This window comes from Sulfitobacter sp. G5_S2_6_S6 (assembly GCF_054968505.1).
Window position 1 is genome coordinate 1 of the sequence record NZ_JBQKUI010000004.1, and the last position, 13,230, is coordinate 13,230.

General features: G+C 63.0%; 11 protein-coding genes and 1 tRNA gene. 4 read left to right on the top strand and 8 right to left on the bottom strand.

All coding sequences use genetic code 11. From position 1 onward, the window contains the following. From ACTRWK_RS08375 to ACTRWK_RS08385, 3 genes are all read right to left on the bottom strand, one after another. Positions 1-75 (bottom strand) — tRNA-Gln (locus tag ACTRWK_RS08375). 286 nt (positions 76-361) lie between these two features. Then, a complete protein-coding gene (locus ACTRWK_RS08380; protein WP_037943630.1) occupies positions 362-1,351 on the bottom strand; it encodes an NADPH:quinone reductase in 990 nt (329 codons plus the stop codon). Between the two features lie 69 nt (positions 1,352-1,420). Continuing rightward, a complete protein-coding gene (locus tag ACTRWK_RS08385; protein WP_005852039.1) occupies positions 1,421-1,927 on the bottom strand; it encodes an SH3 domain-containing protein in 507 nt (168 codons plus the stop codon). Between the two features lie 126 nt (positions 1,928-2,053). On the opposite strand from ACTRWK_RS08385, the gene ACTRWK_RS08390 reads away from it, so the two are divergent. The 4 genes from ACTRWK_RS08390 to ACTRWK_RS08405 all read left to right on the top strand — a co-directional run bounded on the left by ACTRWK_RS08390 (position 2,054) and on the right by ACTRWK_RS08405 (position 9,071). Continuing rightward, positions 2,054-3,040 carry a 2-hydroxyacid dehydrogenase gene (locus ACTRWK_RS08390; RefSeq protein ID WP_289082090.1) on the top strand — a complete coding sequence of 329 codons (987 nt, stop codon included), beginning with the start codon at positions 2,054-2,056 and terminating at the stop codon, positions 3,038-3,040. 81 nt (positions 3,041-3,121) lie between these two features. After that, positions 3,122-4,930, top strand: a complete 1,809-nt coding sequence (gene ggt / locus ACTRWK_RS08395) for a gamma-glutamyltransferase (RefSeq protein WP_462843878.1) — start codon at positions 3,122-3,124, stop codon at positions 4,928-4,930. A 30-nt stretch (positions 4,931-4,960) separates the two neighbouring features. Further along, positions 4,961-6,373: an FAD-binding oxidoreductase gene (locus ACTRWK_RS08400; protein WP_289082088.1), complete on the top strand. Its 1,413-nt coding sequence runs from the start codon at positions 4,961-4,963 to the stop codon at positions 6,371-6,373. Positions 6,374-6,578: 205 nt separating this feature from the next. Beyond that, the gene (locus tag ACTRWK_RS08405; protein ID WP_289082087.1) at positions 6,579-9,071 is read left to right on the top strand and encodes a GcvT family protein; all 2,493 of its coding nucleotides are present in this window, start codon (positions 6,579-6,581) and stop codon (positions 9,069-9,071) included. 9 nt (positions 9,072-9,080) lie between these two features. Here the strand turns inward: ACTRWK_RS08405 and ACTRWK_RS08410 are convergent, their stop codons facing one another. The 5 genes from ACTRWK_RS08410 to ACTRWK_RS08430 all read right to left on the bottom strand — a co-directional run bounded on the left by ACTRWK_RS08410 (position 9,081) and on the right by ACTRWK_RS08430 (position 13,177). Continuing rightward, a complete protein-coding gene (locus tag ACTRWK_RS08410; protein ID WP_037943634.1) occupies positions 9,081-9,848 on the bottom strand; it encodes an HNH endonuclease in 768 nt (255 codons plus the stop codon). A 90-nt stretch (positions 9,849-9,938) separates the two neighbouring features. Further along, entirely contained in the window at positions 9,939-10,721 is a 783-nt protein-coding gene (locus tag ACTRWK_RS08415) for a glycoside hydrolase family 25 protein (RefSeq protein ID WP_037943635.1), read from the bottom strand. Positions 10,722-10,725: 4 nt separating this feature from the next. Next, the gene (locus tag ACTRWK_RS08420; RefSeq protein ID WP_289082086.1) at positions 10,726-11,376 is read right to left on the bottom strand and encodes a DUF938 domain-containing protein; all 651 of its coding nucleotides are present in this window, start codon (positions 11,374-11,376) and stop codon (positions 10,726-10,728) included. Beyond that, positions 11,373-12,458: an NAD(P)/FAD-dependent oxidoreductase gene (locus ACTRWK_RS08425; RefSeq protein ID WP_288959764.1), complete on the bottom strand. Its 1,086-nt coding sequence runs from the start codon at positions 12,456-12,458 to the stop codon at positions 11,373-11,375. Before ACTRWK_RS08425 ends, ACTRWK_RS08420 begins: the two co-directional genes overlap by 4 nt. A gap of 104 nt (positions 12,459-12,562) precedes the next feature. Further along, positions 12,563-13,177 (bottom strand): glutathione S-transferase family protein, encoded by a 615-nt coding sequence (locus ACTRWK_RS08430; protein ID WP_132996991.1) that lies wholly within the window; start codon positions 13,175-13,177, stop codon positions 12,563-12,565. Positions 13,178-13,230 lie beyond the last annotated feature (53 nt).

Below are 13,230 nucleotides of genomic sequence, written 5' to 3' on the forward strand. Positions count from 1 at the left end.
TGGCTGGGATGGTAGGATTCGAACCTACGGTACACTGTACCAAAAACAGTTGCCTTACCACTTGGCTACATCCCAACGTGTGGGCGTAATTAGTCCGGAGTGCGGGGGGGTGCAATACCTTTCTGGAGAAAAAGTGAGGAGAATCTCGGAATTTATTCTTGAGCCGTGTTCGGGGCAGAGCAGGCTGTGTTCTATTGGGGAGGATCAGCGGGGTCGCTCGGCCGCAGGGGGCCTATTGCCGCTGTAGGTCTTGCTGCTGATATCCTGTGTCCGAGCGAACACGTGATCGTGCGAACGGGGCGACGCACCGCCGCCGTCCCCCTCGCTTCAAGGGTGCAGTATATGTCGCGTGCGAGGGCTGTCAGCCTTCGCAGTTGATCAAGATCGCACCGGCGCGGGCACCGGCTTCGACGGCTTCATGGGCTTTGACCGTGTCTGAGAGCGCGAATGTCTGCTCGACCGGGCAGTGCAGCGCCCCTTCGGCCAAGGCTTGGTGGGTTTTCTTGATCGCGAGGGTACGTTCGGCCTCGGTCAGCAGGTAGACGAGGATGATGTCGATGGTCACCGCCTTAAAGAGCAGGGGCAGGAAGGGGAGCGTCGGCTCCATCACCTTGGCAGAGCCATAGGCCGCGATGCGCCCGTTGGGTTTGATCACTTCGGCATCCAGCGCGATATTGGCCCCGAATTCGACCTCGATGATCTGGTCGACGGGGGCACCACCGTTGGCATCAAGCACCTGTTGCGCCAGATCGGGGGCGCTATAGTCCAGCACGACCTGTGCGCCTGCGGATTTTGCGCGCTCGGCCCCACTGGCTCCGGTAGTGGCGATAACGCGCGCCCCTGCCCAGGCGGCGAATTGCACAGCGAGATAGCCGACGGTGCCCGCGCCCCCCTGGATCAGCAGCGTTTGCCCCGCGACATCACCGCCGTTGAACACGGCGTGGGCCGCGGTCAGCCCGGGGATGCCAAGGCTGGCGGCAGTGTCAAAGCTCACGTCATCGGGCAGCGGGACAGCTTGGGCTTGCGGCAGGGCGATATGGGTCGCGGCAGTGCCGAAGGGGCGCTGCCATTGCCCGTTCCAGATCCAGACGCGCTGGCCCACGCGGGCGTGGTCCACACCGTCGCCCACGGCCTCGATCACGCCGGCACCATCGCTATGCGGGATCACTGTCTCGAAGGGCGGATGGGTCATGCCGGGGCGCCCGCGTCGGGATTTCACATCGGACGGGTTGACGCCCGACACGGCCAGCCGCACCAGCACCTCGCCCGCAGCGGGGGCAGGGGTTGGCATCTCGGTCAGGGTCAGCGCGTCGCGTGCTTCGCCAAGGGTGGAATAGGTGACTGCGCGCATGAGAGCTCCTGATCATGGGGACGGTTTTTGTCACCTAAGCCCAAGACCGCGGCATGTGCAATTGCGCGGTCAGTCGCGTAGCTCTTTCGGGCCCACGCCCCAGAGCCGCGCTTTGGGGGCCCAGCCTTTATATCCGCCGACCCGCAGGAAACACCATTCAAGGTCGCAGGCCCCGAGCCGCGCGATCACGCCCAGTTCAAGCTCTGCCTCGACGGGGGCCTTGGGGTCGGGGCGGACAAGCAGCTGCAAACGGTCCTGTTCGACCAGAACGGTGCGCGTGCCCGACAACAGCGAATAATGCACCCAGCCGCCCATACCGTCGCGGTCTTCGACGCGGCGCCAATGGCCATGCTCTGCCGTGATGCGCAGGGGCAGGTCGCGATGTTTGAACACCCAATCGATCCGGTGCGTCAGCGATGGCCCGCGCCGCACGTTCCCCTCGCTCGCTTTCATGGACACGAAACGGGGCACCGGCAGGTTGGTCACCTGGCCGACCTCTTGCGCGAAAACCGGGGTGGTGCACAGGTGAACGGCTGCAAGGGCGCCCAAAAGGACGGAACGTAACATCGGTTTCATGACTGCCTGTCTGGTCTGTTGCCGTTGATTTAATGCAGTTTTGCCCTGCGAGGTTCTTGTGCCTCGTCTCTGCTTGGGACACCATGCCACCAAGCACAGTGCAAAGCCATATTTGGGAGGCCCACAATGTCAAAGCAACCGCTAAGTGTTGTAGTCACGCGACGGTTGCCGGAAGTCGTCGAAAAGCGATTGACGGAACTGTTTCATGTGACGTTGCGCGCGGATGACACGCCGATGACCCGCTCTGAACTGGGCGAGGCGATGAAAACTACGGATATCTTGGTGCCCACCGTGACCGATGAAATCGACGCGGCGCTGATCGGGCAGGCGGGGGACCGGCTGAAACTGATCGCGAACTACGGGGCGGGGGTCGATCATATTGACGTGATGACAGCGCGGCAGCGCGGGATTCTGGTGTCCAATACGCCCGGTGTGCTGACTGAAGACACCGCCGATATGACCATGGCGCTGATTCTCGCGGTCACACGGCGCATGTCCGAAGGCATGGCGCAGATGCAAAAAGGCGATTGGCAGGGCTGGGCCCCGACTGCGCTGCTTGGCGGGCGCGTCAGCGGTCGCCGTTTGGGTATTCTGGGGATGGGCCGCATTGGTCAGGCCGTCGCGCGGCGCGCGGCTGCCTTTGGCATGCAGGTCCACTACCACAACCGCCGCCGTCTGCGCCCCGAGATCGAAGAGAGCCTTGGCGCGACCTATTGGGAAAGCCTTGACCAGATGGTGGCCCGCATGGACGTGATGAGCATCAATTGCCCGCACACCCCCAGCACCTTCCATCTGATGAACGCCCGCCGCCTGAAGCTGATGAAGCCCGACGCGGTGATCGTAAACACCTCCCGGGGGGAAGTGATCGACGAAAACGCGCTGACGCGGATGCTGCGCGCGGGCGAGCTGCAAGGCGCAGGGCTGGACGTGTATGAACACGGCACCGACATCAACCCGCGCTTGCGCGAGCTGAGCAATGTCGTGCTCTTGCCGCATATGGGGTCTGCGACGCTCGAAGGGCGGGTAGAGATGGGCGAGAAGGTCATCATCAACATCAAGACCTTCGAAGACGGGCACCGTCCGCCGGATCAGGTCGTACCCTCGATGCTTTAGGCGCAGCGCCGGTGCGGTTCAATTTGCGCTGGCGCTAAAAACAAGTAGGTTGACCCCGAGCACCGGAACGGGGAGGGGACCATGCTTGCACATCACATCGTAAAGTACATCGGGCGGACCTGCACAGCCATCGCCATAGGTGGTTTTGTAAGTGGGGCCGCTGTCGCGCAACAGGCCGCCGATAGTGTCGCGCCCGAAGGTGCCAGCCAAGGCAGCTTTACCGGCATGTCGCCGCGGATCACCGCCGCCTTCGAGGCTAAGGATGCGGGCAAACCCGTCATCGCCCGGAACTGGATGGTCGCCGCCGCCAACCCTCATGCGGTTCAGGCAGGGGCGGATGTGCTGGCACGGGGGGGCACCGCTGCCGACGCGCTGGTCGCCGTCCAAGCGATGCTGGGGCTGGTGGAGCCGCAAAGCTCTGGCCTGGGTGGCGGGGCGTTTCTGGTCTGGTATGACGCCGCATCGGGCAGGCTGACCACGCTGGACGGGCGCGAAACAGCGCCGCTGGCGGTCACGCCGCAACTCTTTCAGGACGATCAAGGTGTGCCGCTGGGGTTCTTTGACGCCGTCGTTGGCGGGCGGTCGGTCGGTACGCCGGGCACCCCTGCGTTGATGGCCGCAGCGCATGAGAAATGGGGCAACCAGCCCTGGGCCGAGTTGCTGGCCCCCTCTGTCGCATTGGCCGAGAAGGGCTTTGCCGTGTCCCCACGTCTTGCGGCGCTGGTGGCTGATGACGCCGAACGGCTAGCAATCTCCGCGACAACCGCAGATTACTTCATGCCCAATGGCGTGCCGGTTCAGGCAGGCGATACGCTGAAAAACCCTGACTATGCCCGCACGGTTGCAGCGCTGGCTGAACGCGGGGCCGATGCCTTTTATACCGGCGACATTGCGCGCGACATCGTGGGGGCTGTCCAAGGGGCCACCAACCCCGGTGTGCTGTCAGAGGTCGATCTTTCGATCTATCGGGTCAAGGAACGCGACGCCCTTTGCGCGCCCTATCACGGGCATGAGGTCTGCGGCATGGGGCCGCCGTCCTCTGGTGCGCTGGCCGTAGGGCAAATACTGGGGCTGCTGGAAAATGCGGACCTGAGCGCCGGACCGGCGGACGCGGATGTGCTGCGGCTGATCGGCGATGCCTCGCGGCTCGCCTTTGCGGATCGGGGGCGCTATGTGGCCGATACCGATTATGTGCCGGTGCCGGTGACCGGTATGCTCGACCCATCCTATCTGGCGGATCGCGCCAAGCTGTTGCAGGGCGACGATGCGCTGCCCGAAGTCACCGCGGGCGCGCCCGCTTTCGACCATGCCCTAAACTTTGCCGATGATATCTCTATCGAGCTGCCGTCGACCTCGCATGTGTCGATCGTGGACAGCATGGGCAATGTCGCGAGCATGACCACCACCATCGAAAACGGCTTTGGTAGCCGACTGATGGTGCGCGGGTTTTTGTTGAATAACGAGCTGACGGATTTCTCTTTCCGGTCGCATACCGATGGCGTGCCGATTGCCAATCGGGTCGAGCCGGGAAAACGCCCGCGCTCGTCGATGGCACCGACGATTGTGATGAAGGATGGCGCGCCGGTTCTGGCCGTGGGCAGCCCCGGTGGCAGCCGCATCATCGGCTATGTCGCGGGCGCGATCATCGCGCATCTGGATTGGGGGATGGATGTGCAACAGGCCGCAGCACTGCCCCATGCGATCAACCGGTTCGGTCCCTACGACCTTGAGGAAGGCACCGACGCCGCCGCGATGGCCGATGCGCTGACCGGCCTTGGCTACGAGGTGAACACCCGCGCGCTGACCTCGGGGTTGCATATGATTTCGATTGGCGATGACCTGCGCGGCGGGGCTGACCCGCGCCGCGAAGGCATCGCCCTTGGCGAGTGATCGCCCATTCTGAACCAAAGGAAAGACCATATGGCACAGGCCACCGACATGCCCCGCAACGAGACCGGGATCGACACCGCTTTGGGTATCCTCAAGCAGCAATTCGGCGAACGCTTCCAGACGGGGGACGCGATCCGCGAACAGCACGGGCATACGACGACCTGGATCAGAAATCAGGCCCCCGATGCAGTGGTCTTTGCCCGCTCGACCGACGATGTCGCGGCTGTGGTCAAGGTCTGCGCCGCGCATAAGGTGCCGGTCATCGCCTTCGGCACCGGCACCTCGCTTGAAGGGCATGTGAATGCGCCCGCGGGGGGCGTGTCGATCGACGTCACGCAGATGGACGCTGTGGTCGAGGTCAATGCCGGCGATCTGGATTGCCGCGTGCAACCCGGCGTCACCCGCGAGGCATTGAACACTCATTTGCGCGATAAGGGCCTGTTCTTTCCCATTGATCCCGGGGCCAATGCCTCGCTTGGCGGGATGACGGCGACGCGGGCCTCGGGCACCAATGCGGTGCGCTATGGCACGATGAAGGACAACGTGCTGGCGGTCGAGGCGGTGATGGCCGATGGCACGGTGATCCGCACCGGCGCACGGGCGCGCAAATCATCCGCCGGATACGATCTGACGCGTCTGATGGTGGGCTCTGAAGGGACATTGGGCGTGATCACCGAAATCACGTTGAAGCTACAAGGCATCCCCGAGGCGATCAGCTCTGCCCGCTGTTCCTTCCCCTCGGTCGAGGCGGCCTGTGAAACGGTGCAAAGCGTGATCCAATACGGGCTGCCCGTCGCACGGATAGAGCTGCTGGACGCGATGGTCGTGCGCGCGGTGAATGCCTATGCCAAACTGTCGCTGCCCGAAACGCCGATGTTGCTGTTGGAGTTTCATGGCTCTGACGCCGGTGTGGTCGAACAGACCGAAACATTCGCAGCGCTCGCCGATGAAAACGGTGGCACCGACTATCAGGCGACCACCACGATGGAGGAACGCAACAAGCTGTGGCAAGCGCGCCATGACGCCTATTGGGCGATGCTGGCCCTGCGCCCCGGCTGCAAGGCGGTGGCGACCGACGTTTGTGTGCCGATCTCAAGGCTGGCCGAAGCAGTCGGCCGCGCGAACGCCAAAGCGGCGGAGCTGGACCTGATTGCGCCCATCGTCGGCCACGCAGGCGATGGCAATTTCCACGCCTCGCTGCTGCTGGATATGGACGACGCGGATGAAGTCGCCCGCGCCGAGGCGTTCATTAGCTGGCTCAACGAGCTCGCGATCTCGATGGAGGGGACATGCACGGGGGAGCATGGCATCGGACAGGGCAAACGCCCCTATCTGGTCAAGGAACTGGGAGCTGCAGTGGGCGTCATGGGCGCGATCAAACAGGCGCTCGACCCCGATAACATTATGAACCCGGGCAAGATTCTTCCCGAATCCCTGGCGTAGTCGGGACGGCGCGCGCGGTATATCGATCCCTGCCACCGGCAGGGATGCGATGCCTCCGACGGGGATTTTAACCATTTGGAAGCGGCCTACGCGCGAGTTTTTCGACGTTGGTCGCATTTGTGCTGTCTTTGGTCGGCTGGGTTCTGCGTTTTGCGCGGGGGCTGCTAAATGTCGCTAAGACCTATTCTGGCGGAGCATTGGATTCATGAAAACTCAAGTCAAAGCACTGGTTGTGGGCGGCGGCGCCGTTGGCACGTCGATTGCCTATCATCTGGCCCGCGCCGGATGGGACGATGTGATGTTGCTTGAGCGGGACGAGCTGACCTCGGGGTCTACATGGCACGCGGCGGGGTTGCTGCCCTATTTCAACATGTCCTATGCGACGACCCACATCCACGACTATTCGATCAAGTTCTACAAGACGCTTGAGGAAGAGACCGGCCTGAACGCGGGCTTTGCCGTGGTTGGGAACCTGCGCATGGCGCAGACGGACGAACGCATGGATGAATACATGCTCTATGCCTCCACCGCGGAGACCTGCGGCGTGCCCTATACCTTCATGACGCCGGATGAGGTCAAGGCTAAATGGCCGCTGATCAAGACCGACGATCTGAAAGGCGCGCTGTACCACCAGACGGACGGCTATATTAACCCCGCCGATGTCACCATGGCGATGGCCAAGGGCGCGCGGCAGCGGGGTGTGGCGATTGAGCGCAAGTGGCAGGCGGATGCCTTTCACTGGAATGGCGCGGCGTGGGAGGTTACCATCACGAAGATGGTCGAGAAGGGCGGGAACCTTGTCCCTTCGGACGAGCAGGTCGTGATCACCGCGGAGCATGTCGTTACCGCCAGCGGCAACCACGCGCAGCGCACCGCCAAGATGCTGGGCATCAAGATGCCTGCCATCCCGGTCGAACATACGTTTATCGTGATGGATCAGGACCCCGAGCTGGTCAAATGGCGCGCCGATGGCAATCCGGAGCATCCGGTCGTGCGCGACGCCGACAATGAATCCTACGCCCGCGAAGAGCGGGGCGGCTGGATTTTGGGCATCTACGAGCGCGGCGCGCCTGCGCGGTTTGAATATGGGGTGCCGGACAGCTTCCGGGCCGATCTGTTTCCGCTGGATCTGGACCGGATTGCGGATCAGTATATGGCGATGGCCGACCGCGTCCCGTCTTGTGCGGACTCCGGCCTCAAGGACGATTTCAACGGGCCGATCTGCTATACGCCCGACGGCAACCCGCTGGTCGGTCCGGCACCCGGCCTGCGCAATATGTGGCTGGCCGAAGGGTTCTCTTTCGGGATCACAGCTGCGGGGGGCACGGGCTACTACCTTGCGCAGATGATGGTCGAGGGCGAGGCCGAGATCGACATGGCGTCGCTGGACCCCAAACGCTATGGCGACTGGATGACCACCGAATATGCCGCGCGCAAGAACGAAGAGGCCTATGAGCACGTCTATATCCTGCACCACCCGGATGAGGAGCGCCCCGCGTGTCGGCCCTTGCGTACCTCGCCTGCCTATGACCGTCAGGCCGCCCGTGGCGCACAGTTCGGCCATGTGAACGGGTGGGAACGCCCGAACTACTTTGCGCCGCTGGGGTTCAATGACCACGACAGCCGGTCCTTCCGGCGCGGCGGCTGGTGGCAGCATGCGGTCGATGAGGCCAAGGCGATCCGCGAGGGCGTGGGCCTGATCGATGCGACCGCCTTTACCAAACATCTGATCAAGGGGCCGGGGGCCACTGCCTTTCTGGATTGGTTCACCTGCAACAAGCTGCCCTCGGTCGGGCGCATCAACCTGACCTATGCGCTGACGATCAACGGCACCACGCGCACCGAATATACCATCGTGCGGCTCGCTCAGGATGAATACTACCTTGTGTCCGCCGGGGCCTGGACGGCCTATGACAGTGATTTCCTGCGCAAGGCCATCGCCGATAAAGCGCCCGAATTCGGTTATATCGAATGTCATGACGTGACCACGCAATGGGGTGTCTTTGCCATCGCGGGTCCCAAATCGCGCGATGTCCTGAAAGAGGTCATCAAGGACGCGGACCCCGAGACGGTGCTGAGCAATAAGCGGTTCCCTTGGCTGACCATGCGCAATATCGAGCTGGGGATGGTCCCCGTCCGCGCCATCCGCGTCGCCTATACCGGAGAGCTCGGCTGGGAGCTGCACCACCCGATCGAGATGCAGAACCACCTGTTCGATCTGCTGGAGAAGGCGGGTGAGAAACACGGGATGAAACTGGTGGGCGCGCGTGCACAGAACTGGCTGCGGCAAGAGAAATCCTACCGCGCTTTCGGCAATGAACTGGGCCGCGATGCCACCCCGCTAGAGGCCGACCTGCCGCGCTTTGTCGACCTGTCCAAGGACTTCCACGGCAAGGACGCAATGCAGGCCCATGGTATCCGAAGCAAATGTGTAACCTTGCTGATCGACGGGCCCGACGACGCCGACCCTTGGGGCCGCGAAGTGCTGTATCACGGCGACACCCGTATTGGTCGCCTGACCTCGGGCGGGTATTCGGTGGCCTTCGGGAAATCCATCGGCATGGGCTACGTCAAACCCGACATCGCGGTGGTTGGCACAAAGCTGAAGGTCAAGATGTTCGACCAGCTATGGGATGCCGAAGTTGTGGAGGACAGCCCCTACGACCCGAAAAACGCAACGATCCGTGTGGATGGGTGAGGCTTGAACCTAGTCGAGCGGCGGCATGCTCTGCCGCTCGGCCATGCGCTGCCGGTGATGCTCCAGATACGCAGGGTCGGGCAGGAACCGTTCTGGTAATTGCAACCTTCCGGAGGCCCCGACAGCTAGTTTGCGTTTAGATTCGGCGGGCAAATCGTCGGCCATGATCATGCGGTAATCATCGTCAAAACTGATCAGATGTCGGTCAAAGGCGCGATCATGAAGGGCGTTCAGGCAAATGCCATTTTCGGGGTAGAACCGTTGAGCATCGTCCTCTTGCCACCCGACGATATGGCTTGCGGTCAGCAGGCGCGTATCGTCGATACCCGTTAGTGCACAGCGAGAGCGATAGTTGTTCAGGATCATCTCGCGGAAGAAGCTTTGTCCGCGCCGCTGCACAACAGTACGTTCAGTGACTTCGCATTGCTTTGCGATCCAGTTTGCCTGCCGCTGCTCGGAAAAACCGGGTGTCTGCTGGGGTGACGGCAAGATCTGCGCTTCATAGGCATTAAATACGATAGAGGGGTCTTGCCGGAACCGCGCCCAGACTTGCCGGTCCATCGCAGAAAGGTTGCCAAGCCCCCTTTGCGGCATCGTGTCATCCAGCGCGGCAAGATTGGACAGTTTCATTGCCACGGCCGATGGCGTGCGTCCGATCCGTTCTGCCATGCGGATGATCTGCGGTGTGCCGGAATGGAACTTGCCAAAAGGAAGCCGCAGATACAGTGACAAAGCCTCAGTGACCTCGTCTTCGGTCCAATTTCGACGTGTCGTCATATACCTGCCGTTTTCGCTCGGAAAATCCTGCCAGGTTCAATTTATAATTGCAATGTCAAAGGTCTTGCTCTGGTAGATTGTGGCGGCGATCTACCGCACCTGACGCCGCGAAAGCCAGTTGTCCCAACTGCTGGGGCTACCGGCATAGACGTTGATGTCGATGTCGCCGGCGGCTCCGGGGACGCGGCCGGTGCTGGTGTATTGCCAGAAGGTCCAGCGCTCGTCGGGGTATTTTTCGGACGGGTGGGCGGCGGTGGAGCGGAGCCAGAATTCAACACCGCGCAGACGCCCCATGTCATTCTGGGCATAGAACTCCGGCGTGGTGTAGACGACGGGCTGCTGCCCGTAATGCGCGCGCAGGATGCTTAGAAAGGTCTGGGCGTTGCGGCGGACGGTATCGGCGGGCGGGCGCAGGGTGCAGGTGGGGGAAAAGGGGTTCCACTCCAGATCCAGCACGGGGGGCAGCATGCCCGGCGCTTTGGGCACGTTTTCGATGAACCAGCGGGCCTGTTTCTCGGGCGTCGTGCAGAAATAATAGAAGTGATAGGCCCCGCGGGCGACACCGGCGCGGCCGGCACCCTCCCAGTGGTTCTGGAACATCGGGTCCAGCAGATCGCCGCCTTCGGTGGCTTTGATGAAGGCGAAGTTCACGCCGGAGACGCGGGCCTCGCCCCAGTTCAGCGGTTGCTGGAAGCGCGCCACATCGATGCCGTGCACCGCATAGCGGTCGGGGCTTTGGCCGGGCCAGTCGAACGGCTTGCGGTCGCCGAAATTGGCTGCCGTCACGTCCCCCACAGGGACAGAGAGTTGCGGCGCACCACAGGCCGAAAGGACAAGGGCAGAGAGGAGGGCAAGAACGCGAAGTCGGGGCATAGGGTCACGGCTTTCGTGCGATAAAGGCCAGATTATTGGCGGGCATGTCGATCCTGTCGATCGGGCTTAGTGCAGCATCGCTGAGCCAACGCGTGATGTCGACCGTATCCTTGTACCCGATCGCAGGATCGGCGGTGCGCAGCTCGGCATCGAATTTCGCATCTCCGTCGGAGGTGAGCACACCCTCGCGGCGGAACGGACCATAGAGGATCAACGTGCCACCGGGGGCGAGCGCAAGCGCGGCTTCGGCGATGACCTGCTGCGCGGCCTCTGTCGGGATCAGATGCAGCAGGTTGGCGAGGAAGATCAGGTCTTGCGGTGGCAGTGGCTTGTGCCAACCCGCCGCTGCTGCATCCAGCGGGGCGGCGGGGGCGACGTTGGTCAGCCCGGCTTCGGCGATATAGGCGTCGATGCTGTCGCGGCGGTCGGGGGCAGGCTCGGTCGGCTGCCAGTACAGATCGGGCAGGGCGCGGGCGAAGGCGGCGATATGCTGCCCCGTCCCGCTGGCAATCTCGAGCGCGCGACCTTTTTGCGGCCCGTGGTCACGCAGCAGGTCACACAGGGCGTCTTTGTTCCGGTCGGCGGCGGGGGCGTGCAGCATGGCACCGCGGGTGGGCAGCGCGACGCTGGCGCTTGGGGGAAGCTTGGCTGTCATGCGCGCAGCCTATCGGGGCGCAGTGCCTCGACCACCGGATCGGGCAGCGAGGGGGCGTTGCCAAGGGTCAGATCGGCCACCAGTTGCGAGGCGGCGGCGCTGGTCTGGAAACCGTAGCCGCCTTGTCCCGCGCTCCAGATAAAGTCGGGCTGGGCGGGATCGGGGCCCAGCACCAACGTGCGGTCCACGGCGAAGCTGCGCAGCCCCGCCCATGTCGCGATGGGTTTCGTCAGCGGCACGGCGACCATATTCTGATACCGCTCCAGCCCTTCGGCCAGCACCATGTCGTCGGCCCATGCGTCCTGCGGTTCGGTCGCGTCCTCATCGGCGGGCGAGATCAGCAGCGCACCCGCGTCGGGCTTGGCGTACCATGTTTCGCCCACGCCAAAGAACATCGGCCAGCGCGACAGGTCATGCCCGCCCGGTGCCGCAATGCGGGCCATGGACCGGCGGTAGGGGGTGATGCCGATGGGAGGCACACCGGCCAGAATGGCGATCTGGTCGGCCCAGGCTCCGGCGGCGTTAACCAGTTTTGCGGCGTGATGGATGTGCGGGCCTGCGGTGACCTTCCACGTATTGCCCGTGCGGGTGATGGATGTGACGGGATGCCCGGTTTCAATCCGTCCGCCATTGCCGCGTAGCTCTTTGGCGAAATCCTGCAGCAGACGGTCGGTATCAATATCATGGGCGTCAGCGTGGTAGCCGGCAAAGGCGATGCGCTCGGCGGCCAGGATCGGCACAAGGCGCAGCGCATCGTCGGGGGTGATCTGTTCGACCCCCATATGGGCGAGATCGCTGTGAAACGCCTCTTCCTCGTGGCGGTCGGCGATGATCATCAGGCCGCGCGGGGACAGGTAGCCGCCGTCGCGCAGGTAGCCGACGGTGGCCTTGTTCAGCGCCTGCACAGAGGGCGCACCGTAATTCTCTTCGATCAGCGCGGCCGACCGGCCAGAGGCGTGATAGCCAAGCGCTTTTTCCCCTTCGATCACCGTGACTTTTGCATCACCAGACAGGCGCGCCGCGGCCGAGATGCCCGCGATGCCGCCGCCGATGACAAGGATGTCGGATGTGTTTTCTGTCATAGCTGCCCCCTGTCCCTTGCACTGGTTTCACGCAGGCCTGTCCCGCCGGCCCCACGTTCCGTGCTTATGGGTGACATGGGCCGGTGGGACGTGCAACCGCGCGGTTAGGCATCGGTTTTGCCGCGCGCGGTGGCGCGACCATAGGCGGGGCGCGCGTGGATCATCTCGACAAAGCCAGCGAGTGCGGGATAATCCTTGGCGCGGCCCTGCTGCATCGCGATCTCTGCCGGAAAGCTGAGCATGATATCCGCCGCCGACAATGTATCCTGCACAAAATGCCCCGAGGCCCGCACGCGGCTGTTCATGTAGCTATAGTGGTTGTCCAGTTCAGACGAGATGCGCGGATGCAGCGGTGCACCGGCGTCGCCCAAACGGCTGACATAGAGGTTCAACAGGATCGGCGTCATCGCGGACCCTTCGGCGAAATGCATCAGTTCAAGGTGCTGCAGATAGGCGGCGCTGTCACGATCGGGGATCATTTGCGGCGCGAAACGGGTGCAAAGCACCTCGGTGATGGCCGCGCTCTCGGCGATCAGCGTGCCGTCGATCTCGACCATGGGGGATTTGCCCAAGGGGTGCACGAGCTTTAGCTCGGGCGGGGCGAGGTTGGTCTTGGCATCGCGGGTATAGGGGATGACATCATAAGGCGCGCCGATTTCTTCGAGCAGCCACAAAATGCGATGAGAGCGGGACCGGTTCAGGTGGTGGATTTTGATCATGACGCTGATGATAGCGTGTTGCAGCCGGATGGGTAGTGGGCATGCATCCCCCG